The sequence below is a fragment of the Bradyrhizobium sp. CSA207 genome (assembly GCF_029051685.1).
Lineage (GTDB): Bacteria > Pseudomonadota > Alphaproteobacteria > Rhizobiales > Xanthobacteraceae > Bradyrhizobium.
This window is the reverse complement of the sequence record NZ_JAACFT010000002.1, coordinates 178,546-203,531: the sequence shown is the minus strand read 5'-3', so window position 1 is coordinate 203,531 and position 24,986 is coordinate 178,546. Positions and strand designations below refer to the sequence as shown.

13 protein-coding genes are annotated in these 24,986 nt (G+C 63.7%); 5 read left to right on the top strand and 8 right to left on the bottom strand.

Features of this window, described 5'->3' with window-relative positions:
• Positions 1-82: 82 nt before the first annotated feature.
• Positions 83-2,314: an adenylate/guanylate cyclase domain-containing protein gene (locus tag GWG65_RS02650; RefSeq protein ID WP_275193764.1), complete on the bottom strand. Its 2,232-nt coding sequence runs from the start codon at positions 2,312-2,314 to the stop codon at positions 83-85.
• On the opposite strand from GWG65_RS02650, the gene GWG65_RS02645 reads away from it, so the two are divergent.
• Positions 2,313-2,462 carry a hypothetical protein gene (locus GWG65_RS02645; RefSeq protein ID WP_275193763.1) on the top strand — a complete coding sequence of 50 codons (150 nt, stop codon included), beginning with the start codon at positions 2,313-2,315 and terminating at the stop codon, positions 2,460-2,462. The two genes, GWG65_RS02650 and GWG65_RS02645, sit on opposite strands and share 2 nt — an antisense overlap.
• Here GWG65_RS02645 and GWG65_RS02640 read toward each other — a convergent pair.
• Positions 2,459-12,664 (bottom strand): Ig-like domain-containing protein, encoded by a 10,206-nt coding sequence (locus GWG65_RS02640; RefSeq protein WP_275193762.1) that lies wholly within the window; start codon positions 12,662-12,664, stop codon positions 2,459-2,461. The two genes, GWG65_RS02645 and GWG65_RS02640, sit on opposite strands and share 4 nt — an antisense overlap.
• 742 nt (positions 12,665-13,406) lie before the next feature.
• Between GWG65_RS02640 and GWG65_RS02635 the strand changes: the two genes are divergently transcribed.
• Entirely contained in the window at positions 13,407-14,168 is a 762-nt protein-coding gene (locus tag GWG65_RS02635; protein ID WP_275193761.1) for a transglutaminase-like cysteine peptidase, read from the top strand.
• 82 nt (positions 14,169-14,250) lie between these two features.
• Entirely contained in the window at positions 14,251-15,375 is a 1,125-nt protein-coding gene (locus GWG65_RS02630; protein ID WP_342760625.1) for a hypothetical protein, read from the top strand.
• Positions 15,376-15,573: 198 nt separating this feature from the next.
• Here GWG65_RS02630 and GWG65_RS02625 read toward each other — a convergent pair whose 3' ends face one another.
• From GWG65_RS02625 to GWG65_RS02600, 6 genes are all read right to left on the bottom strand, one after another.
• Positions 15,574-16,773 carry an ABC transporter substrate-binding protein gene (locus GWG65_RS02625; protein ID WP_275193759.1) on the bottom strand — a complete coding sequence of 400 codons (1,200 nt, stop codon included), beginning with the start codon at positions 16,771-16,773 and terminating at the stop codon, positions 15,574-15,576.
• 79 nt (positions 16,774-16,852) lie between these two features.
• Positions 16,853-18,691, bottom strand: a complete 1,839-nt coding sequence (locus GWG65_RS02620; RefSeq protein ID WP_275193758.1) for an AMP-dependent synthetase/ligase — start codon at positions 18,689-18,691, stop codon at positions 16,853-16,855.
• Between the two features lie 95 nt (positions 18,692-18,786).
• The gene (locus tag GWG65_RS02615; RefSeq protein ID WP_275193757.1) at positions 18,787-19,575 is read right to left on the bottom strand and encodes an ABC transporter ATP-binding protein; all 789 of its coding nucleotides are present in this window, start codon (positions 19,573-19,575) and stop codon (positions 18,787-18,789) included.
• 4 nt (positions 19,576-19,579) lie between these two features.
• On the bottom strand, positions 19,580-20,338 hold the full coding sequence (locus GWG65_RS02610; protein WP_275193756.1) for an ABC transporter ATP-binding protein: 759 nt from the start codon (positions 20,336-20,338) through the stop codon (positions 19,580-19,582).
• Positions 20,335-21,486 (bottom strand): branched-chain amino acid ABC transporter permease, encoded by a 1,152-nt coding sequence (locus tag GWG65_RS02605; protein WP_275193755.1) that lies wholly within the window; start codon positions 21,484-21,486, stop codon positions 20,335-20,337. Before GWG65_RS02605 ends, GWG65_RS02610 begins: the two co-directional genes overlap by 4 nt.
• 5 nt (positions 21,487-21,491) lie before the next feature.
• Positions 21,492-22,367, bottom strand: coding sequence for a branched-chain amino acid ABC transporter permease (locus GWG65_RS02600; RefSeq protein ID WP_275193754.1), 876 nt, complete (start codon positions 22,365-22,367; stop codon positions 21,492-21,494).
• Positions 22,368-22,632: 265 nt separating this feature from the next.
• Here GWG65_RS02600 and GWG65_RS02595 point away from each other — a divergent pair, with 265 nt between their 5' ends.
• Together GWG65_RS02595 and GWG65_RS02590 are read left to right on the top strand one after the other, a co-directional pair.
• The gene (locus GWG65_RS02595; protein WP_275193753.1) at positions 22,633-23,382 is read left to right on the top strand and encodes an ABC transporter ATP-binding protein; all 750 of its coding nucleotides are present in this window, start codon (positions 22,633-22,635) and stop codon (positions 23,380-23,382) included.
• A complete protein-coding gene (locus GWG65_RS02590) occupies positions 23,379-24,905 on the top strand; it encodes a permease (protein ID WP_275193751.1) in 1,527 nt (508 codons plus the stop codon). The genes GWG65_RS02595 and GWG65_RS02590 overlap by 4 nt, the downstream gene beginning before the upstream one ends.
• Positions 24,906-24,986: the final 81 nt, after the last annotated feature.

The window sequence follows — 24,986 nt, the reverse complement described above, 5'->3', positions numbered from 1 at the left end:
ATCCGCGGAGACACTCTGGATTGCTTCGCTCTGCTCGCAATGACGGAGTGTGGGCAACGGCGGAGCCCACACACTCGCAGCCCTACTTCGTCAGCAGCGCATAAGCCCCGGTCCAGCCCTCGGGCGGGGGATCAACCTGGAATTCCTTGATGCGCACTTCGTAGAGCTTGAACAGCTTTTCCAGCGTGTCGGCATCTTCGCTGCGACGGCCGCGCTCGATCGCATCGAGTGCGCCCTGCCAGTCGCGGTTGCGGTAGCAGCCGAGCATCTCGATGGTGACGTTGCGCAGACGCTGGAATGCGCCCGAACGCATCACGTCGGCGCGGCCGGCGATGGCGTAGATCACCTCCGGCTCGGTCTTGCCCTTGACCATGATGAAGTCGAGCTCGAGGATCGCGAACTTGTCCTTGGCGGCGAGCGCGGTCCTGGAGCCGACGATGATTGGAAAGCCGTATTCCTTCGACTGCCCTTCCAGGCGCGAGGCCAGGTTGACGCTGTCGCCGAGCACCGAATAGTTCTTCTTCAGGTCGGAGCCCATGTTGCCGACCACGCCGATGCCGGTGTTGAGGCCGATGCCGACATTGAGCGGGATGTACACATGGCCGCCGTCGACGGCTTCCTGCTCGCGCTCCTTGTTGACCGCGTCGATCCGCTCGAGCATCTGGATGGCGGCCTCGCAAGCGTTGAGCTCATGCTCGGCGTCGTCGAGCGGCGCGTTCCAGAACGCCATAATGGCATCGCCCATGTATTTGTCGATATAGCCCTTCTGATCGATGATCACGTCGGTCAGCGGCGTCAGGAAGCGGTTCATCAGCGCGATCAGGCCCTGCGGATCGTGCTTGTAGGTCTCCGAGATGGTGGTGAAGCCGCGCACGTCGGAGAACATGATCGTCATCTCGCGCTCCTCGCCGCCGAGCACCAGCTTTTCCGGCGACTGCGCCAGCTGCTCGACCAGCACCGGCGACATGTATTGCGCGAACATGCCGCGGATCTGCACACGCTGCCGCTGCTCGCGCACGAAGCTGGCGAAGATCAGCGTCAGGTAGATCGCTGTGGTCGACAGCAGCGGATAGGTGAAATCGATCAGGTAGCGGTACTGCGCGTAGAAGAACCAGGACACCCCGACCAGGATGGCGGCAAACATCGCGCCGGCGAGCACCAGGCGCACCGGCCCGAGATTCGGCGTGAAGATGATGACGAGAAGGCCGATGACGAGGGCCGCGAGCAGCTCGACGCCGAGCGCATAGTTCGGCTGGGAGATCACCGCGGCGCTCAGAATGCTTTCGAGCACCTGGGCATGGATCTCGACGCCCGGCATGGTCGAGGACACCGGCGTGGTCTTGATGTCGTTGAGCCCGACCGCGGAGGTGCCGACCAGCACCAGCTTGCCGGCGATTTTGCCGGGCGGCACGGTGTTGTCGAGCACGTCGACGGCCGAGACGTAGATCGACGGGTCCTGGCGGGCATAGTGCACCCAGAGCTGACCGTTCTTGTCGGTCGGGATCTCGACGCCCTTGAGGCGCACGGCCCTGATGCCGGTCTTGTCGGTCCGGACCAGCAGCGTCGGCGTGCCCGTGACGACGCGGAGGATCTCGAGGCTGAGCGAGGGCATGATGTTGCCCTGGGCGCGCATGATCATCGGCACGCGGCGGATCAGGCCATCACGCTCGGTCCTGATGGTGAACAGGCCGCGGCCGGCTGCGACGGTCTCGATCACGGGCACGTTGCGCAACAGGCCGGGGAATTCGAACAGGAAGCGTTCGGCGCCCTCCTCGCCGACCGTGGCGATGCCGGTGAAAGGCAGCGTCTTATCGACCTCAGAGGAGATGGCCCGCTGCCCGGTCTCGCCCAGCACCACGCGCGAGCGCTTGATCGCTTCGGCGAGGATCTGGTCATTGCTCGGCAATTCGCGCAGCTTGGCGCGGGTGGCATCGTCGAGATAGCGCATCTGGCTCGCGACCAGATCAGGGTTGAGTCGGTCGGCCTCCGAGAACACCACGTCGAACCCGATCGCCACCGCGCCGTTGGTGGTGAGGTTCTGGATCAGGTCGGCGATGCGCGTGCGTGGCCAGGGCCACTGGCCGAGCCTGGCCAGACTCTTGTCGTCGATGTCGACGATGGTGACCGGCCGCACCGTCTTGTGGCGCGGATCGATCAGCTGAAACATGTCGAAGGTGCGCAGCCGCAATTCCTGAATCGGCGGCGGATCCCAGACGCGCAGCCCGGCGAACACGACCAGCAGCGCAAGGCACATCAGCCGCGCAAAGCCGAGCTTCCGTGCAAACCACCGCCGCAGGATCTTGAGACGTTTCATGCCGATTGGACTTCCCGCCTGCATCACGCTTCGCGCTCCGATCATGAAGCGTCCGCGTGCGATTGGCTATTCCCTGGCGGCGAAGGTCGATCGATTTTTCGCCGCGGTCAAGATGCGCGGCGATCGCCGGGGCCTCAGCGGTCACTAGGCATGGAAGATGAAATCGCTGGCCTTGAGATTTGCCGCGACCACGCTCTTGAGGAGGAGCGTTTCCTGCTCCGTGATCGGACCCTCGTCCTGCGCGATCTGCTGGTTCCAGGTGATCAGCGTATCGCCCGACTGCTGCGGGGCGATCGCAAGATTGCCGATGGAGCCGACGTCGGAGAACTGTCGCAGGTCGATCTTGTCGAGGCCCATCGTAAAATCGGTGATAGTGTGCGTGGCGTTCTCGCCTGAACCCGGCGCGAACACGAACTGGTCCTTGCCGCCGCCGCCAGTGAGCGTGTCGCCGGTCTCGGTCGCGAAGATGACGTCCTTGCCGCTGGTGCCTTGCAAGGTGATGCCGTGGCAGGTGTCACCGGCCTCGTTGAAGATGAAGTGGACGGTATCGCGCGCACCGAAATTGTCGGTCACCGTGAAGGTGATCTCGTCGTTGTCAGGAGGCGAGTCACCGGGATCGTAAATGACGCTGGCAATTTCGGAATTGACCTGATCCAGCGTTAGGTCGGCTCCAAACGAGGGAGATACAGAGCTGCCGATGTCGTGGCCCGCCGTCACGGCGCTCACGGTGTAGCTCTCCGCCGGCGAACCCGAGACCAGGAGCCCCGTGATCGTATCGGTATCGTCTGCGTTGTGCACATGTTCGAAATGTGTCGTGTCGATCACCGGAGACTGATCGACAGCGAAGGACACCGTCGCGGTCGAAGTCTTGATGCCGTCGGAGATGGTATAAGTGAAGCTATCGGAACCGAAATAATCGGTCGCCGGCGTATAGGTGATGATGTTGCCGTTGAGCGTGACCGTGCCGCCATGGGCGCTTTGACCGAAGAGATCGCCGATCGACGTGACGGTGATGGGATTGCCCGCGGAATCGGTATCGTTGGCCAGCAGCTGTGCCGTGGTCAGCGTGGTCGCGACATTCCCCTTGAACGCGACCTGGCCCTGCTGGCCACCCCATTCCTCGACATAAGCGCGATTGTCGAAATAAGGCGGCACGTCATTCCAGTCGGCGCCGCGATCCTCGATCACCATGTAGGCGACGGTATCGTCATCCCAGCCGTTCGGCTCGCCAGCCCTCCACGCAGTATATGTGAAATCGGAACCCGCCTCGGGCCCGGTGACCCATGACCAGTGACTTGAAGTTTGCAGATTGGCGTCGAGGCTCTGGCCGCCGCTCCACACCCCCCATTGGACGTCGCCCCAGCCCGGCAGATTGGCGATGAAATCTGCCTCGTGCTGGCTGGTGACGGTCGCAAGATAGGCGCCGTCCCCGTTCGCGCTGGCACTTGCCTGATCCCAGGTCAGTTCCGAAGCGACGATGCGATAGAAGTGACCGTTGTCCGTGTCGAGCACCCAGCCGGCGTCCGTCGAGGGCGGCGTAGCGTTGCCGAGCGTGTCATCGTTGGCGACCAGCACGTCGGGCGGAACCGTCACATCGATGCTGACTGACGCAGCCTCGTCCGAGACCGGTGTCGTGCCGCCATGGCCGATGCCGGCGCTGGCGATATCGATCGAGACTGGGGAACAGTCGGCACTGATCTCGCCGGTGTAGGTATCGTCGAGGGCATGAACGTCGAGCGAGCCGGGCGTGCCGCTGAAGCCGCTGGCCGGGACGAAGCGGACCAGGGTGTCGGTGCTCAGCACGAGCGCATTAGTGTCGCTGACGCCGGCAATGTTGACCCATTGATCGGAGCCGGCGATTTCGTACTGCCACACGCCCTGATCCGAAGTAGCACTGTCGGCGCTGACCGCAATGGCCTTGAACCTCGCGCCGTCGTCGGCGTCGTGGAATTTGCCGGCGAAGAGATCGCCGACCGCGGTCCCGCCCGGATCGGTGTCATCTCCACTGACCGAGGCCAGCGCCGCGTCACCCAGCGTCGGCGCATCGTTGCTGCCGGCGATGTTGAAGGTGATGACGCCGTTGCCGGTGCCGGTCGGCGTGTGGCTGTCGTCGGGCACGATGGTGTACTGCAGCGACAGCGTGTGACCGGCGGCAAGGAAGTCGAAGGCCTCGCTGCCTGAATTGAAGTCCCACGTGAACTGGGCGTGGGTGGCGGTGCCGTTGAGGATGTCGCCGGACTGCAGCACGGTCAGATAGTTCAACAGCGTCGCGCTCGAGGGTTCGCCGACATAGTCGGTCTGGAGCACGCCGTCGAGATAGATATCGAGATGGTCGACCGCGACCGTCACGTGATCGGTGGCATCGGCATCCGACACCGTCAGCGTACCCTGCTTCGCCAGTCCCGCATTCGTCTCGGGCAGGTCCGCGCCGGAATGGTCGTTTGTTTCGGCCGTGATCGCAGGCGCATCGTTCTTGCCGGCGATCGTCACGGTGACCTGCGCCGTATCGGTCTCACCCTGGTGGTCGTCGAGCGTGACGATGGAGACCACCTCCGCGGTCTGGTTCTCGCCGAGAAAATCGAGCGCGCTGTCGGCGATCGAATAGCTCCAGCCGATCGTGCCGTTGTTCTTGCCGATGGTTTGGAGCGTCAGGGCCTGCTCCAGCGCGGCGATCTCGCCGGGCGTCAACGTCAGATGCGTGGCGTGGTCGGCGTCGAGCCAGGTCACCGTTTGAGCCGTGATCGCAACCGTCGCCGTCGGCCGCTCCGTCAGATCGACATCGCTGAAGTCGATCGTACCGGTCGCCGCCGGTGCCGGATCGGTCGTCGATGAGCCGGTGGTGTTCAGGAGTTCGCTGAAACCGGTGCTCTGCGGCACCTGGGCCGCGTTGAAGACCGGCGCGTCGTCGTCTGCATTGAGCGTGATCAACGTGCCGCCGTGACCATCGCTGCTGCCAGCAAAATGCGCGTCGCTGTAGTCAGCACCGACGAGCTTCAGCGTGATCGTGTGGCCGTACAGATCGCTCACGACGAGATTGCCGGTGACGGGATCGTAGGTCGCGGAGGTGCCGCCGTCATACTTGATGGTCGACAGGTCGATCGTGTCGGTCGCGGACAACTCCGCGATCGATCCGCTAAAAGTCGAAGTGCCGATCTGAAGCTTGGCGCCGTCGCCGGCGAGCGCGATCGTTTGCGACACCGAGCCCTCGAGCGTCAACAGCGCGCCAGCATCGACCGTGACCGAGCCCGAGCCCGACAGCGAGCCGAACAGCGTCAGGTCCCCGTCATGGACCTCGATCGTGCCGGCGTTGGCGATGGTGCCTGAGATCGACGCCGTACCCCAGCTATCGATGTCGTTGCAGTTTTCGATGCTCAGCCCGGCCCCGGAGATCGACCCACCGTGCAGATCGATGGCACCATGGTTGACGATCGAGGACGCATTGCCGAAGACGCTGGTGCCGGCGACCGTCCAGGTGCCACCCGCTTGGTTATTGAATGTGGCGGTAGCAACCGAGATATTGCCGTTGATGTGGCCGGCGTTGTTGATCACGATGGCGCCGCCGGTTTCGACGATGGCGTAGGTCGTGGACGTCACGTTGGAGGCGATTGCGGGTCCGATCGTTCCGGTGGCGGAATTGTCGATGTGCACGTGCACGGAGCCGCCGGCCGAGTTCTCCTGGATGTAGATCGCCGCGTGGGCGTTCGGCGCCACGATCGAGCCGGTATTCGTGATAAAGGTCGAGCCGCTCGCACCGGCCTCGTTCTGCGTGACGCTGATGCCGGCGAGGCTCGTGCTGGTGATACCGCCATGATTGATGATGGTGACGTCGCCGGCGCCGGTCGCAATGGCGGAGATGCCGACCGCACCGGTGGCAGAACCATCATTGGTGACGCTGACGTCACCACCGCCGTGATCGAACACGCCGATCGCGGTGCCCGCCGCGGTGATCGACGACGTCGCGCCGGTCGTGACCGTGACGTCGCCGACGCCCCAGGTGAACGCCTCGATGCCGTAGCCCGCAGCCGCGGTGATCGTCGCATCGCTCGTGACGGTGACGTCGCCATGGACGTTGTTCGAAAAGATGCCGTCGCCGCTCGGATTGTAGCCGGCGACGATGCCACCCGGCGTCGAGCCGCTCAGGTTCGAAGTCGAACCTGAATGGATGGCGCCGTGGGCGGTGACCTCGATCGTGCTGTGCACGCCGCTCGCGATGTAGGTGGCCTCGTTAACCGCAAGGATACCCGAACTGCCGGAAATGATGGTGTCGTTACCCGACAGCGAGACGCTGATGTTGCCCTGATCAATGCTGTAGGCGTCGATGCCATAGCCTGCCGTACCCGTCACCGACGCATTGGCGCCAAGCGAGACACTGACATTTCCGGTACCGCCGTTCAGCGCGAGGGCTCTGATCCCCATCTGGGCACCGATCACACTGGTATCGGCTCCATCGTTCACCGTCACATTGCCAATGCCGTAGTTGTAGGCGTGAATGCCTTGGCCGCCTGCGGCGGTGATGTTGGCGTGATTGTTGACGACGACGGTGCCGTAGACGTCCGTGTTGGCGTTGCTTCCCGTCGTCGCGCCGGTGTAGCCGGCCTGAATGCCCGCTGGCGAATTGTTGCTTTGATTGAGGCTGCTGCCGGAATGGATCGTGCCGTAGTTCTCGACCGTGATGGTGCTTCCGGCCAACGAATCCAGGGACATCGCGCGATTGACCGCGATGATGCCCGAGCTTCCGGACGTGATGACGCTGCCGGCCTCGGTCGTGACGGACTCACTGCCGGCGCCATAGCTGCGCGCCCGGATGCCGTAGATTGCGCTTCCCGTGATGTTGCCGCCGGCGTCGATGCTGATGTCGCCGTCGCCTTGCGTGGTCGCGTCGATGCCGTAAGCACCGCCGACAGCGCCGCCAAGCTGCGTGATCGAGATGTCACCGCTGTTGGCGGCGTTCAAATTCTCGACGAGGATGCCTTCCGAATTCGCACCGGTCCCGGTCGCCTTGCCGGTCACATTGTTGACGGTGATGCTGCCGACGCCAGTTGCGCTATCGCGCAACGTGATGCCATTGCCGTTCAGGCCGATGATGTCCTTTGTCGCCGTCAGTGAAATGCCACCGGTGCCGTTCTGGGTGACGACGATGCCATTGGCCGCGCCGGTCAGTACGCCAGTGGGCGTGAGAACGATGTTGGCGGGCGCGCCGGGCGTGCCGCCCAACGCCGTGAAGTCCAGCGCGTCGCCGCTCGATGTCGTGATGTTGCCCGCGCCCGTGATCGCGAACGTGCCACCGGTTGTCGACTGGCCGGCAATGGTGCCAGTAAAGCTCTGGCCCGCGACCTTGTCGAGCTGCAGCGTATCGGTGCCTCCCGCGAAAGTAACTGTCTGCGCATTCGCGCCGGCGAGCTCCAGCGTCGCGCCACCGTCAATGATCAGCGAGCCGGCGCCGGTCAGGCCGCCCGCGAGGTCGAGCGTGCCCGCCTGAACTTCGATGCTGCCGCCGGTGTTGTCGACCGCGGCCGTGATCTTGTTGAGGCCCGAGACGCTGTAGAGATTGCCGGCGTTGTTCAAGTGTCCGTCATTGATCGTGACCGACGAGAGGTAAAGCTTCGACGCGCCGCCGACCAGAACGGTTCCGCCCAGATTCGTGACCGCCAGGCCAGTCAGCTTGAGCGTGCCGCCGTTGATCGCCTCCAGAGTTCCGGAGTTGTTGACGGGATCGCCCGAGATATCGAGCACCGCACCGGCGCCGTTGACTTCAAAGAGGAGATTGTTGGTGATGGTCGTCGGGTCGATCGACAGCGTGCCGCTGGTGACGTCGATCGTGCCGTTGTTGGTGAAATCGGCGCCGTTGATGGCACTGGTGCCGGTCGATTCCAGTGTGCCGGAGATCGTGACGGTACCGCCGTTGATGGTCGCGCCGGCAAGATCGAGCGTCGAGCCGGATTCGACCGAAACGGTGCCGGTGTTGGCGACCGTCGTCGCGATCAGCTTCAGCGTGCCGTTATTGATCGCGGCCAGCGTGCCGGTGTTGGTGACCGCCTCGCCGTTGATATCGAGCTCGGCGTTGTTGGCCCGGATCGTGCCGCCGTCATTCGTGATCGAGGTCGCAGAGGTCGTCGCCACCAGCGCCAGCGCGCCGCCGATCGCCTCGATCAGGTAGCTGTTCGTGATATTGGCGTCGGTAATCGTGGTGAAGCCGGAGGAACCGAGCGTTCCGGAGACGGCGAGCATGCCGCCAGTCAAGCTGGCGCCAGTCAGCGTCAGCGTCCGGCTCGCATCGAGCTTGACGGTGCCGTCGTTGGTGATCTTGGTCCCGGACAGCGCCGCATCACCGAGCGTCAGCGTGACACCGCTCTCCACCTTCACGTTGCCCTTGTTCAGGGCCGCATTGCCGTCGATCGTGCCGTTGCTGGTGACGTCGATCGTGCCGCCCAACGCGCCGCTGTAATTCTCGATAGTGCCGCCGGTGATCTCGGTGCCGGACAGCGTCAGCGTCTGCCCGTCGTCGATCTGGACGGTGTGACCGGTGTTGGTAAGGACATCGTTCAGCAGCGTCGCCGCGCCGACGATCTCCAGCGTGCCGGTGTTGGTGATCGCACCCTTGGCAGCCGCAGAGGCCCCCTGGATCTTGGCGTTGCCCTCGAGCTTGACGGTATTGTCGAGCTCGATGCTGGCATTGTCCGTGATCGTCGAGCCCGATACCGTGATGCCGTCCAGCGTCAGCTTGGCATCGGCAATGACTGCACTCGTGCTGAGCGTCGCGCCGCCGTCGATCGTGCTGGCGCCGGTGACATCGATGGTGCCGCTGCCGTTGACGCCGCCGCCGCTGATGGTGGCCCCGTCGAGGGTCAGCACCGCATTGGCATCGACAACGACGTTGCCGATCGAGTTGGCAACGGTGGAACCCTGGTCGATCGTCAGCGCACCATTCGCCAGCACCTCGATCGTGCCGGCATTGGTGACGATCTCGCCGTCCAGCGCGTTGCCGATGCCGCTGACCTTGAAGGCCCCGTTGTTGTTCAGGATGCCACCGCTCATAACAGCACTGCCGGTCAGGTCGATCTCGCCATTGTCGGTGACCGTCCCGGCGCCGCTGATCGTCGCGCCATTGACCGTCAGCTTGCCGGTCGCATCGACGGTGATGTTGCCGGTGTTGGCGATCGCCGAGCCCTGATCGATCGTCAGCGCACCATTCGCCAGCACTTCAATCGTGCTCGCGTTCGTGACCGTCTCGTGGTCCAGCGCATTGCCGGTGCCGCTAACCTTGAAGACCGCATTATTCTTGAGAATGCCACCGCTCAGCACAGCACTGCCGGTCAGGTCGATCTCGCCGTTGCCGGTGACCGTGCCGGCGCCGCTGATCGTCGCACCATTGACAGTCAGCTTGCCGGTCGCATCGACCGTGACGTTGCCGGCATTGGTGACGACGGAGGCCTGGTCGATCGTCAGCGCGCCGTTCGCCTGCACCTCGATCGTGCCGGTGATGGCATTAGTGACGGTCTCGTTGTCCAGCGCATTGCCGGCGCCGCTGGCCTTGAGTGCGGCGTTGTTCTTCAGGATGCCGCCGCTCAGCACGGCACTGCCGGTCAGGTCGATCTCGCCGTTGTCGGTGACCGTGCCGGCGCCGCTGATCGTGGCGCCATTGACTGTCAGCTTGCCGTTGGCATCGACCGTGACGTTGCCGGTGTTGGTGACGGTCGAACCCTGGTCGATCGTCAGCCAACCATTCGCCAGAATCTTGATCACGCCGCCGGACGTGTTTCCGACGATCTCGTGGGCGAACTCCACCGCCCCCTTGACGTTGACCGTGCCGGAATTGTTCAGCGTGCCGTTCTCGATGAGGCTGATGCCATCGAGCTCCAGCGTACCCAGAATGGTGACAGTGCCGCCATCGACCGTCGCGGTATCGACGATCAACGTGGTGCCGGCATCGGCCTTCAGCGTGCCACCCGCATTGGCGATGTCGGCCAGCGTCTTCAGCGTGCCGCCGAACAGCTCGATCGTGCCGGAATTGGTGATCGTGGTGCCGCTGGCGAAATCACCGCCGCCCTTGAGCGTCAGATATCCGGCATTGGTGAGCACGGCCGTATCCAGGATCTCGGCCTTGCCGCCGATGGACATGGTGCCGGTCGCGGCGTTGGTAAAGATCGAATCGGCGCTCATGTTGAGCGCACCGGCAACCGTCAACGTGCTCTGGTTGATCACTTTCGGCGGTGGGCCGCCGAAATCATTCATCGTGATCGACTTGGCGTAGGCCGCGGCGTCGATCGTCACCGGATAGGACGGCGTCAGGCCGTGCAACTGATCGGTGATGACGATGACGTCGTCATCGATGGTCGGGACGGTGCCGGTTTCCCAGTTCGCCGCGTCCTTCCAGAAACCGCCGGAGGGCGCGCCGGCATGGTCGGTCGCGATCCACACCACCGCAGGCGCATCGGTGCCCGTGATGGTGACGGTAATGGTCTGCTGCGCGGTCGCGCCTTGGGCGTCCGTGACCGTCACCGTGTAGGTCAGCGTCAGGACCTCGCCGTCCGGGATGAAGTCGGCGAGGTAGACGGGCAGATCGGCCAGCGACCAGTTGATGGTGCCGGTGCCGGTGCCCTTGCTGTCGGCGCCCGCCGCGATCGCAACGGACATCGCGTTCTGGAATTCCGCCAGCGGGCCCGGCGGCACGGTGCCGTCCGGCAGCGTTGCGCCGGTCAGCTTGACAGACACCGTGTGCGTGTCGGTGAGGTCGACATCCTTAAAGGTCAGCGTGCCCGAGGTCGGGACGTGGCTGGTGAGCGGGCCGCCCGGCACGCTGGTGCCGCCTTCGAAGGTGATGGTCGGAACGCCGGTGGTGATCACCGGCTTGTCGTTGGTCCCGGTGATCGTGATGGTGATCGGGATGAATTTGCTCTCGGGGCTCACCGCGAAATTGGTGTCGATGCGGACCATGTAGGTCAGCGTCAGCGTTTCGCCGGCCGCCAGGAAGTCGAAGACGTTGTCGGGGATAGTGTAGGTCCAGACCGCCGAGCCATTGTTGTTGTTGGCGCCGTCGGCGGCGACATTGATCTGGATCTGCGTCGCCGCGATGTCCTGCTTCTGGAGCGCGGAGAGCGAGCCGGTGACGTCCTGATGGCCGGCGTTCTGGTAGACGTAGTTCGGCGCATCGGCGAGGCTCACCGCCACCGTCGGCCGGTCGCCCAGATTTTGATCGACGAAGGTGATCCGACCGGAGATCGTGTCGGAATCCGCGGTGTCGCCGGTCCTGTCCGCGCGTTCGGTCAGCGCGAACGCCGTCTTCACATTTCCGCTGGAATCGAGGCTTTGCACCAGCGGCTGGCCGGGAATACGGGTGGCGGACGGCGTGGAATTGCTGGGCCCCTCCGATCCCTGCGGATTGAGGTTCGTGAAGGTCGCGATCACGACGGCACCCGACCCCGACTTGAACACCAGGTCTTGGCTGGTCTGCGTGATCGAATCGGTGAAGTTCGAGGTCAGCTTGGTATTGGTGTTGTTGTCGGTGAACTTCAGCGTGAACACGTCCGTGATCAGCTTCTGCACGTCCGGCGACATCAGCGCATTGCTGATGGTGACGTTGCCGCCGCTGATCTGGATCATCTGGCCGGCCTGGTTGACCGTCGCGATCGGCAGCAGCGTGACCTTGTCGAACAGGATGTAGGAGCCGGTGGTGCCGTTGGGCTCGACCAGCACCTGGAAGCTCGCCTGCGGCTGCGGATCGCCGCCGCCGGCTGGAACGACGAAGTTGATCTGGGTCAGCACCGCCGTGCCGCGGATGCCCATGGTGGCGACCGGCGTGTCGATCTTCATGTCGCCGTGCTTTGCGGTCTCGCCGGCGACGAAGGTGATGGTGCCCGCGACCAGGCTGAGCAGCGAGGAATTGCTCGACCCGTTGGGGTCGTAGACCATCTCGTTCAGCACCATCCGCGCATTGGAGGACAGACCGAATACGGTGCCGTCGATGAAGGTGATGCCGAGCGTCGAGTCTCCGCCGGTCGAGACCACATCGCCCTTCTCGACGTTGTCGCCATTGTTCAAGACAATGGAGACGCCGTTGCGGACCGCGGTCGCGCTGCCGGAGAGCTTGGTGACGTGACCGATGACCTGCGCGGCGGCAGCGCCGGGCGCGGCCTGGGCATATTGCACATGCCCCGTGAGCGCATTGACGATGTCGCCGGTCAGGTGCGCGCCATCCGGCGACGAAATCGCCGCGCGCTTGTCGCCCCTGAAATAATCGTGAACGACGAACTCGCGACCATCGTGGGACAGCACGAGATCCGCGCCGGCGCGCTTGAAGTCGCCGTGGAAGATCAGGTTCGGATCGGGAACAACGAACGCCCCTTCGGGCACGTGGCCATGAGCCTTTGCGATAAAGGGCTTGGCTGTAAAGGAATCGACATGGACACGGGAGGGCGAGTTGGAACCCTCGCCGTCCAAGGATAGCGCGGCGTCAAATTTGCCAGCGTAATTCAATGGGGCACCGTGAAAAGGGTTAATATATGAATAAGTATCGACCGCTTAAGCTTGCATATCACTACCAAGTCCTTAGCGATACCATCTATTGCTTGTGTGATTTAGCGTGACGAGCCCGCGGGAGACTTCCTCTGGACTCGCTGATCCAGTGAAATACAAGTCATCACTGCAATAATTTCAGGTAAAATCTCGCTAATTCCCGCGCATTTCATTGTTCCCCATGTATTCCGCTGTATAGAGCAACCTGCGGATACTTCCGTCATCTGTCCTTCGCAGTGCCCTGCAACACACTGCAGCAAATATGGAACAAAAACTGTGATCCAGCTAACAGAACCCCGTGAAATAAGGGGCTGTTAGCCATGGAAGCAGAATCGGCAAGAGTACAATCATTGCGTGCAATTGACTCGACTTCGCGGCAGTCGGCGCCCTCCTAGCCGCAGATCCGTAAAATCTTACACAATCCGGCGAGGCCCGTTTCAGCCTGCCCCGCGGTTTTGGGCCCCCTGCCGGGCGCGTTAAGCAGAACCGAACGGCCGATCTCGCACTATCTCCCCGCAAGCAACAAAGCCCGGCACGTACAGGTCGAGGGGGACCTGGCGAAGCCGGAAGGGGATGTCAAATGGAGACCGCGGCTCACACGCGCGCTTGGCCCGCAATCCTTGTCCTGTGCGGATTGATCCTGTTCGGATCGGCCGCCGACCTTCGTGCCGGCACGCTGCTGTCGCCGGGCGCCGGAGTTCTCGTGCGCAAATCCGCCGAGCCCTTCGGCGTGTTCGCCTTCGCCATCTCCACCGGCAGCCTGCAACAGAAATGGTTTGCGGTGAAAGACAAGCTCGACGGCGACATGGTGCAGCTGGCGCTGTGCGACGGCGATCGCGACAATTGCGCCTCGCCTGCGGCGCTGAAGTTGCTCGCCATCGTCGACCAGGCCCGTACCCGTGACGGCCGTGCGCGGCTCGGCGAGACCAACCGCGCCATCAATCTGGCGATCCGCGCGGCAAGCGACGGTGCCGACGATGTCTGGAACTCGCCGCTTGCGACCTTCCAGCGCGGCGCCGGCGATTGCGAGGACTATGCCATCGCCAAGCTGGCCGCGCTGCGACTCGCAGGCGTCGCCGCCGACGATCTCCGCATCGTCGTGGTGCGCGATACCCGTGCCGGCGAAGAGCATGCCATCGCCGCAGCGAAGCTCGACGGCCATTGGCTGATCCTCGACAACCGCCGCATGGCAATGGTCGAGGACGACGATGCACGGAGCTACCAGCCGCTGTTCGTGCTCTATCGGTCCGCCGTGATGAAATATGTCGACGAACCGGTGCAGTTCTCCGCCCTGGACAGCCGGCCCGTATCGATGGTCGCGGCCAACGCCGAGGCGCGCTGAACTGCCGCCGTAGCCCACAAATTCATATCGCCGCGCGATCCGGGACGCTAGCATGGCAAGAACCATGCTGGGGACGACCGGAATGCGGTTCATCGTGCTGACTGTGCTTGCGCTGCTGGCCTTGCCGGCGGCACCGGCCGCCGCGCAATCCGGCCCATCCGAGCGCTCCATCGCCGACAAGCTGCCGCTGTTCGCCAAGAACAATTGCCAGCAGAACCGCGACCCCGCCAATCAAATGTTCTGCGGCGATGCCGAGCTCGCCGCAGCCGCAGAGAAGCTGAGCGCGGCGATCGAGGCGCGCCTCGCCCGCCTGCCCGATCGCCTGCCGGCGATCGAGGAGAATGCGATCTGGATCAGGCAGCGCAGCCTCGGTTGCGGAATCATCGGCCAGGCCGCGGTCCGCTACGACGATGTCGATCAGGTCAAGGCCTGCCTTCTCAAGGTCACCGAGGAGCGCGCCGCGATCCTGCGCGATCCGGATTTCGACTGTCTTGCAGCCAACACCGCAGCCGGCGCGCTGATCTGCGCAGATCCGTCGCTGGCCCTGGTCGAGACCGAGCTCAACAGCCAGGTGCTCGGTCTGATCGGCAAGCTGGACCCGACTGCGGCCCGCTTTGCCTTCGCCGAATATGGCCGGTGGACCCGGGAGCGCGACCGCGAATGCAATCTCGTCGGCAAGGACAACGTGCCGCTTCAGGAGCTTGAGTTCGCAGAAGCCTGTCTCGCCGACAATCTGAAGCGTAAGTCTGACGATGTCCGCAGCGCCAAGGGCGACCCGAAGAAGGTATTCGGCCGGCAGGTCTCGGCGCGGCTGCCCGACACCGACGCCGTCGACTTCTGCGCCGCGCGAATCCATGCCGCCAATTCGTGCGGCAATTTCCTCCGCATCAACCGCGTCTTCGCTATCGACAGCCAGGTGAGGGACCGGGAGGCGCAGGTCACCGGCGAGATCGAAATGGTGGTGTTGGCCCCCTTTGCCGCCTGTAGCAAGGTCGCGTCCTCCTGCACGGGCACCTGCTGGGACGTCAGGACCGGCCGTCCGCAGCCGGGAGCCGGCAACAGGGAGCGCTCCGCAGAGGCCTTTAACGTCACGCGCCGGCTCAGGATCCAGCGCACCTTCGCCTTCGTGAAAGCCGCCGACGGCTGGCGATGCCGCGAGGACGAACTGGCGCCCGTGAATTCCGGCACCGCGGGCGGGGGATCGTAGCTATTCTTCCCTTCTCCCCTTGTGGGAGAAGGTGGCGCGAAGCGCCGGATGAGGGGTTGCTTCAGCGAATACTACCGAAAGAGAGGCACGCGCGGAGAGAACCCCTCACCCGGCTTCGCATTCGCGAAGCCACCCTCTCCCACAAGGGGTCCCACAAGGGGAGAGGGTGCACTGAGCGCGCGGCACAAACGCTCTCAATCAAAACATCAGATTGTCCTTCACCAGCACCCAGCGGCCGCCCTTGACCTGTTGCACCTGGGTGATGGTGCTGGCGAGATGGTCGGTCTTGGAGAACTTCGTCGGAGGCGAGTTGAAGATGTCGACGAACTTGTCCCCGGATTCCAGCGCGTCCAGCATCTTCTGGCCGGTCAGATCCTTGCCCGCCTTCTGCGCATAGAAGGCGAAGGTCATGACCGCGTTGTAGCCGATGATGGCCTGGGTGTTGGCGTCCGTGCCGAACGTCTTCTTGTAGGTCGCGAGCCAGTCCTTGACCTTGCCCTTGGCCGTGTCCTCGTAAGGAATCTCGAAGAGGGCGGCAGCGTAGAGGCCTTCCACGGCCTCCTTGCCGAGCATCGGCACCTCCATCACATTGGTGGGCGTGGCGCCGAGGAAGGTAACTTCCCAGCCGAGCTTCCTGGCCTCGGTCATGGCGCCGATGGGCTCACGCAGGACCGCACCGAGCACGACGAGGTCGCAGCTGTCGGACTTCATCTTCGCGACCTGGGCGCTGAAGTCGGAGGCGCCGCGCTTGTAGCTTGTGATCGAGGCCGGCTGCACCTTCATGGCGGTGAGCTGCTGGTTGAAGCCGTCGAGCACGTTTTTGCCGTACTCGTCATCCTGGTACATGATGCACGGCTTCTGGAAACTCTTCCACTCCATCATGTATTTCAGGGCCGCGCGCGTGCTCTCGACATAGGGCAGCAGGTTGTTGAACTTCAGCCGCTCCTGCGGCTTGGCCGGATCGAACTTGAAGGTGAACTCGGCCGCCGTCAGCGGGAAGAGCTGAAGCACCCCGGCGTCGAGCAGGATATCCTGCGCGGCGAGCACGGTCGGCGATCCCATTGCTCCCACCATCGCGAATATCTTGTCGCGCTCGATCAGTTTCTGCGAAGCCAGCACGGCCTTCTTCGGATCGTAGCCGCTGTCCTCGACGACCAGCCGAATCTTGCGGCCGTTGACGCCGCCCGCCGCGTTGACCTCTTCGACCGCCATCTTCATGCCGTTGGAGACCGGCACGCCCCAGCCTTTGACTGGACCCGACAGATCCTGATGGGTGCCGATGACGATCTCGGATCCCGAGATGCCTTCGTTGGTGACCTTGGTTTGCGCTGCGGCCGGCAGACAGGTGAGCGCTACCGCGCCTACCGCAAGGCCGAACGTCCTCAACGATTTCGACATTGTCGTCTCCTCTCCATAAGGCCCATGTTGCACGAAGGACGGGGGGCCATCGCTCCTTCGCTTTTTTCGAACAGATGAATCACGCCACAGCCCGTGCACGATACATCGCCTCGATCTCGGTGGAGTAGCGCTTGTTCACGAAACCACGCTTCAGCTTCATGGTCGGCGTCAGCTCCTCGTCCTCCGGGGTGAGCTGGCGCTCGATCAGATAGAACTTCTTGATGGTCTCGACGCGGGCGAAATTGCCGTTGACCTCTTCGATCTCGCGCCAGATCAGGTCCTGGATCTGCATCGCCCGGCACAGGCTGGCATAGTTGGTGAAGGGGATGTCGTGGTCCTGGGCGAACTTCTCGACGTTCTCCTGGTCGATCATGACGAGGCAGGTCAGATACGGCCGCTTGTCGCCGATCACCACGGCGTCCGAGATATAGGGCGAGAATTTGAGCTGGTTCTCGATCTCCGAGGGCGTGATGTTCTTGCCGCCTGAGGTGATGATGATGTCCTTCATCCGGTCGGTGATCCTGATGAAGCCTTCGTTGTCGATGGCGCCGACGTCGCCGGTGTGCAGCCAGCCGCGCGGATCGATAGTCTCCGCGGTCTTTTCCGGCTGGTTGAGATAGCCCATGAACAGGAACTCCCCCCTGATCAGGATCTCGCCGTCGGGAGAGAGCGCGACCTCGCCCCAGGGCACGGCCGTGCCGACCGAGCCGAGCTTGATCCGCTCCGCCGGCATCATGGTCGCGACCCCGCAATTCTCGGTCTGGCCATAGACCTCGTGGATGTCGATGCCGAGCGCAAGATACCAGCGGATCAGGTCCGGCGCGATCGGCGCCGCGCCCGTGAACGCGATCCGGCAGCGGTCGAGCCCGATCATGCGGCGGATATTGCGGAACGCGAGCTGGTAGGCGAGACGGTTGGCCAGCCGCAGCGACAGCGGCGGCGCCTTGCCCTCGATCCGGCAATCGACCATGCGATAGCCGATCTCGATGGCGCGCCGGTAGACCCATCGCTGGAGCGGCGTGGCGTCCTTCAGGGCGATGGTGATGGCGGAATAGAATTTCTCCCAGATCCGCGGCACTGCGAGAAAGACGGTCGGCTGCACTTCGCGCAGATTGTCCGGCACCGTCTCGGGACTCTCGGCGAAATTCATCACCGAGCCGAGCGCGACGGAGATGTAGTAGCCGCCGATCCGTTCGGCGACGTGGCAGAGCGGCAGGAAGATCAGCCGGTCGTCGTCCTCCCGCGCCGGAATGAAATCGTTGGCGTGCCGCATCTGATGCGTGACGCTGCGGTTGGCGTGCATGGCGCCTTTGGGCGGGCCGGTCGTGCCGGACGTGTAGACGAGAACGGCGAGATCGCCGGCGCTGCGGCTGTCGATCATGTCCTGCCACAGCGCCTCGCGGCCGACCATGTGGTTGCCGCCGAGCGCGCGGAATTCGTCGAGCGACATCACCATGTCGTCGGAGAAACCGCTGAGGCCCTCCATTTCAAACACGATGATCCTCTGCAAGCTTGGACAGCGCGCGCGGCAGGCGAGGACCTTGTCGAGCTGCTCCTCGTCCTCGGCGAAGATCACCTTTGTCCGGGAATCGTTGACGAGATATTCGACCTGGGACGATGCGTCGGTCGGATAGATGCCGGAGGAGACGCCGCCGGCGCACAGGATGCCCATGTCGGCATAGACCCATTCCGGCACGGCATTGGCGATGATCGAAGCGACGTCGCCGGGCATGAAGCCGGTCGCATGAAGCGCGTAGGCGATCTCCTTGGAGATCTCCAGCCATTCCCGCCAGCTGGTCGGCTGCCAGATCCCGAACCTCTTCTCGCGGATCGCGGGCCGATCGCCGCGCGTCTCAGCGGCACGCAAAAAGCTCCTTGCGATCGTGTCGGCGACCGTCAGCACCGCCGGTCGGGCCATACGCGTTCCCTCCTTGCCGCTTCCCTCTCCGCTGCCTGCCTTGCCGGCGGTCTGTTCTTGCGGATGGGCTAGTCCATTTAACGCCAACTCTTGCGCTAACGCCAAGTCTTCTTCTTTTTCCAGCGCCGCTCGCCTCGCGCGCCCTGTTCCTTGGCGCCAAGGTAGAATTCCTGGATGTCCTTTGAATGCATCAGGCGGTCGCAGGCGTCGTTCATGACGATACGACCGATCTCCAGCACATAGCCGTAATGCGCCGTCTCCAGCGCCACCTTGGCATTCTGCTCGACCAGCAGGATCGACATGCCCCGTTCCTCGTTGACGCGGCGGATGATCGTGAAAATCTCCTTCACCAGGATCGGCGACAGCCCGAGCGAGGGCTCGTCCAGCAGCAGCAGCGTCGGCCGGTTCATCAGCGCGCGGCCGATCGCCAGCATCTGCTGCTCGCCGCCGGAAAGCTGGCCGGCCGGCTGGTTGATGCGCTCCTTCAATCGCGGGAAATAGCCATAGACCCGCTCCATATCTTCCGCCACACCGTCGCGATCCCGGCGCGGATAGGCGCCCATCGTCAGGTTTTCGCGCACTGAGAGGAACGGGAATACCTCGCGTCCCTCCGGCACGTGGCTGAGTCCGAGCCGCACGATCTTATCGGCCTCCATGCGCTGGATCGGCTTGCCCATGAACTCAATCGACCCCTTCTGCGGGTCGAGAATGCCTGAAATGGTCTTCAGCACCGTGGTCTTGCCGGCGCCGTTGGCGCCCAGCAGCGTGACGATGCGGCCGCGCGGCACCTCCAGCGAGATGCCACGAATCGCCATGATCGGCCCGTAATAGCTCTCGATGTTGGAGAGCTTCAGGATGATCTCGGGGGTCACGGCGGCGTCCATCGCGTCAGGCTCCGAGATACGCGGCGACGACGTCGGGATGCTGCTGCACCTCGGCGGGCGAGCCCATCGCCAGCACCCGGCCGTAGTTCAGCGCGATGACGCGATCGGAGACGCGGTTGACCAGCGACATGTCGTGCTCGACCATCAGCACAGTGATGCCGAGCTCGTTCTTCAGATCGCGGATCCAGAACGACATGTCGTCGGTCTCCTCGACGTTGAGCCCCGACGACGGCTCGTCGAGCAGGATCAGCTTCGGCTCCGAGCACAGCGCCCGTGCCAGTTCGATCACCTTGCGCACGCCGTAGGGCAGGCCCGAGATCAACTTGTCGCGGTAGGGTTCGAGATCGAGGAACTCGATGACCTGCTCGACCCGGCGGCGATGCACCTTCTCGTTGGCCCGTACGCTCGGCAGGAACAACAGCTCCTGCCACAGCTGCGTGGTCGAATGCCGGTGGCGTCCGACCAGGAGGTTGGAGAGCACAGTCGCGTTTTCGAACAGCTCGATGTTCTGGAAGGTGCGGGCGATGCCGAGCCTGGCGATGTCGTAGGGCGGCTGCTCCGTGATGTCCTGGTCCTCGAAGAACATGCGGCCCGAGGTCGGCCGGTAGATCCGAGAGATCAGGTTGAAGATCGAGCTCTTGCCGGCGCCGTTCGGCCCGATGATCGAAAGGATCTCGCCCTTCTCGATCGCGAATGACACCGCATCGACCGCTTTCAGCCCGCCGAAATGCAGCGACAAATTCTCGGCGCGGAAGTAGCTCATCGGTTGCGCTCCGACTTCACGTAGATCTTCTGCCGCTTGAAGGTGGCGCGCTTGTAGAGCGGGAACAGCTGGAAGAAGAGCTTGATCTTGAGCCAGCGGCCGTAGAGCCCGAGCGGCTCGAACAGCACGAACAGCACGATGATGAGGCCGTAGATCGCGCCCTTGAGGCCGTTGAGCGAGGCGAAGGCAGCGACCTTCGAGTGGATGTTTGCCGCGCTCTGCGTGCCGGCCCCGAACGTGGCGGCGATGCCCGCGATGATGCCGGGCAGGTCGTCCTTCAGGTAAGTCAGGAACGGATCGATCATCACGATGAAGATCGCGCCGAGCACCGCGCCATGAAGGCTGAAGGTGCCGCCGATCAAGATCACGATGATGAACTCGATCGAGAGCTGCAGCGTGAACATTTCCGGCGAGATGAAGGAGAGCTTGTGCGCGAACAGCACGCCGGCAAAGCCGGTGATCGCCGCCGAGATCGCAAAGGACTTCACCTTGTAGAGCGCGACATTGACGCCCATGCTGCGCGCCGCCGTCTCGCTGTCGCGAATCGCGACGAAGGCGCGGCCGGTCGGCGAACGCAACAGATTGAGCGTTCCGACGATGGTCAGCACCAGCACGGCAAGGCAGAGGAAATAGAAGGTCGGACTGTCGCGCGAGACCGTGACGCCGAGCAGCGACAGCGCCTTGACGCGCATGCCCTCGTTGCCGTTGGTGACGCTCTCCCAGCGCGCCAGGATCTCCTCGACGATGAAAGCGAAGGAGATGGTGGCGATGACGAGATAGATGCCCTGGAGCCGCAACGCCGGAAAGCCGACAATCGCGCCAATCAGGCCGGTCAGGGCGCCTGCGACCAGGAAATAGACCGGGAACGGCACATTATACTTCTGGAGATACGCTGCGGTGTAAGCGCCGATTGCGAGGAACGCGGCATGCCCGAGCGAGGCTTGCCCGGTAAAGCCGGTCAGGATCAGCAGCGCCACGCCGACGGTAGCATAGATGCAGACGAAGACGAGCTGGCTCATCAGATAGCTGGAGAGCACGTAGGGCGCGATCAGCAGCACCGCGAGCAGCACCCCATAGGAGACGACATAGCCCGAATGCGGAAACAGCCTGATGTCGTCTTCATAGTCGGTCTTGAACAGGAAGCGCATCGCGTTCAGACCTTCTTGCGGAGGTGAAGGCCGAACAGACCTTCGGGCTTGAGCAAGAGCACGGCGAGCAGCACGACGTATGGCGCGACGTCCTTCCAGCCCTCGGCCAGATAGAAGCCGGCCATGCTCTCGATCACGCCGATCAGCACGCCGCCGACCACCGCGCCGGGGATCGAGCCGAAGCCGCCGAGCACGGCGGCCGGGAACGCCTTGAGTCCGAGCACGAGACCGACATTGGAGTGGATGAAGGTGATCGGCGCCAGCAGCACGCCGGCGCAGGTCGCGACCGCCGCGCTGATCGCCCAGACGATCGACACCACGCGCTTGACCGGGATGCCCATGTAATAGGCGGCAAGCATGTTCTCCGAACTTGCCCGCATTGCGGTGCCGAGCGTGGTCTTGTTGAAGAAGAGGTAGAGCAGCGCGCAGAGAATGACGGTCGCTGATATCACCGAGAGCTTGTCATGGGCGAGCACCAGCGAGCCGATCCGCAGCACGCCCTGGCTGAACGGGGTATCGATCTTGAAATCGTCGGTGCCCCAGATCATGCCGGAGACCGAGCGCAGGAAATAGCCGAGCCCGATCGTCGCCATGATGATGGAGAATTGCGGATAGCCGAGGATCGGCCGCACCACCACGCGTTCGGCCAGCATGCCGAACAGCGCCATCGCGGCCACCGCAGCGGCAAAACCGATCCAGTAGTTCAGGCCCATCATGCCGATGAAGGTGAAGGCGAAGAAGCCGCCCAGCATCATCAGGTCGCCCTGGGCGAAATTGACGACCTCGGTCGCCTTGTAAACGAGCACGAAGCCGAGCGCGATCAGGCCGTAGACGCAGCCGAGCGCAACACCGCTGACCAGCTGCTGAACGAAATCCAGCATTGCCGCGCATCCTCCCGACACAACAAGCGGTTCTTCGCGACCGCCTTTGTCGCATCTTGTGTGTCCAGCCGCTACGCGGTCGTTTCGCCGCGCTAGCGCCATTTGTCCGAAACCAATTCAGCCTGAACCGCCAGGCGCTGTCAACAAACGGTGACCTGCCTTTAGTCGATGCCGAATGCCGGAATTTGCTGCAGCGCGATTCACCGTGCCGAAACATCTTCAAGTCATGGTCGCAAGCAATGCAAAACCGGATGGTGTGGCCGTCATGAAGCCGGACAACTCGGCGCTCGAAGTCCGAGGGTTAACGAAGCGTTTTGACCGTTTGGCGGTCGATGGCCTCGATCTCACCATTCACGCGGGTGAATTCTACGCGCTGGTCGGCCCCAACGGCGCCGGCAAGACCACCACCTTGCGCATGGTGGCAGGGCTATTGCGGCCCGATGCCGGCGCGGTGTCGATTTTCGGCATCGATGCGCTCGATAATCCGGTTGCCGCCAAGCAGGTGATGGCGTGGGTCTCCGACGAACCCATGATCTACGACAAGCTGACGCCGCTCGAATATCTCGAATTCGTCGCCGGGCTCTGGGGCATCGCGCCATCCGTCTCGGAACCGATTGCGCAGGAGCTGTTGAGCTCGCTTGGGCTCGAGGCGCACCGGCACGAGCGCTGCGAGGGCTTTTCCAAGGGCATGCGCCAGAAGGTGGCGCTGGCCGGCGCCCTGGTGCACGATCCCCGCCTCATCATCCTCGACGAGCCGCTGACGGGGCTGGACGCCGTCTCGGCCCGCCATGTGAAGGGTCTGTTGAGCGAGCGCGTCCGCGCCGGCTGCACCATCATCATGACCACGCATATTCTGGAGGTCGCCGAGCGCATGGCCGATCGTATCGGCGTGATCGCATCGGGGCGCCTGGTCGCCGAAGGCACGCTCGCCGAGTTGCGCCAGCAGAACGGCCATGCCGACACCAGCCTGGAAGATCTCTTCATTGCACTGGTGACGCTCCAGGCCGCCGCATGAGCTCGGCGACCGCGCTCTCCTGGTTTGCCCACCACGAGCTCCGGCTCGCCTGGCGCGAATGGCTCGCCATGATGACCGGCGGCCGGCGCAGGCGGACGCGCGCCGCCGTCATTGGCCTGCTGTTCTTCGCCGCGTTTCTGCACGTGCCGGCCTGGGCGGTGATCGGCCGATTCGCCGATCTGCAACTGCCGCTCGACAAATCCTCCTTGATCGTGATCTCGGCGACGATCTTGCTGGCCTGGACGCTGATGCTATCGCAGGCGATCGAATCAGTGACGCGGGTGTTTTACGCGCGCGCCGACCTCGACCTGATCATGTCGTCGCCCGCGACGCTGGCCAATCTGTTCTCGGTCCGCATCGCCGCGATCGCGCTGGCGATCACGATGATGGCGCTGCTGTTCTCGACGCCGTTCATCGACGTGCTGGTGATCGGCGGTGGCGCGCGATGGCTAACCGCCTTCGGCGTCGTCGTCGCCATGGGCCTGTCGGCTGCGGCGATCGCGATTGCCGTCACCATTCTCCTGTTCCGGCTGATCGGCCCGGCGCGGACGCGCTTCGTGGCCCAGATCCTGGCCGCGATCATCGGCGCCGGCTTCGTGATCGCGCTCCAGGTCGCCGCGATCATGTCCTATGGCACGCTGTCGCGCTTCACCATCCTGACCTCCGGTGCAGTGGCCGACCATGCTCCCGATGTCGACAGCATCTGGTGGTGGCCCGCGCGGGCGACCATGGGCGACAGCGAGGCGCTGCTGCTGCTCCTGGCACTCGGGCTCGTGTTGCTCGGAAGCGTGATGGCGATCTTCTCGGGCCGCTTTGCCGACACCGCAATCGATGCCGCGACTTACGGCAGGTCCGGCCGGAGACGTGCGAAGGTGCGTCGTTTTCGCGGCGGATCGCGGCGGCAGGCGCTCCGGCGCAAGGAAATCATGCTGCTGTGGCGCGATCCCTGGCTGATCTCGCAAACCTTGATGCAGCTGCTTTATCTGGTGCCGCCGGCGCTGCTGCTCTGGCGCAGCTTTGCCGACAGCTCCGCGGCGCTGACGCTGATCTCGCCTGTCATCGTCATGGCGGCGGGACAACTTGCCGGCGGACTGGCCTGGCTGACGATTTCGGGGGAGGACGCTCCCGATCTGGTCGCGACCGCACCGCTGACGCCGTCCAGCGTCACCCGCGCCAAGGTCGAGGTGGTGCTGATCGCGATCGCGGTCATTTTCAGCCCGCTGGTGGCGGCGCTGGCCTTCGCCTCACCGCACCAGGCCGCCATTACTGCGGCCGCGCTCATCATCAGCGCGGCCTCCGCCACCGCGATCCAGCTCTGGTTCCGGGTTCAGGCCCGGCGCAGCCAATTTCGCCGCCGCCAGACTTCGTCGCGGCTTGCAACTTTCGCCGAGGCCTTCTCCTCGATCGGCTGGGCCGCGACCGCCGCACTGCTGCTCACTCTGCCCCTCGCCGGCCTCATCAGCGGCCTGATCACCGTAAGCCTGACCGCCATCACCTGGAAGTTCAGCCCGCGGCGGGAGTAGGGGTGCGACACTGACGCGCTGTTGATCCCGCGCTGTTGGCCACGCGCTGCGTTGCACGCTAGACTTTCCCCTGAAGTCATC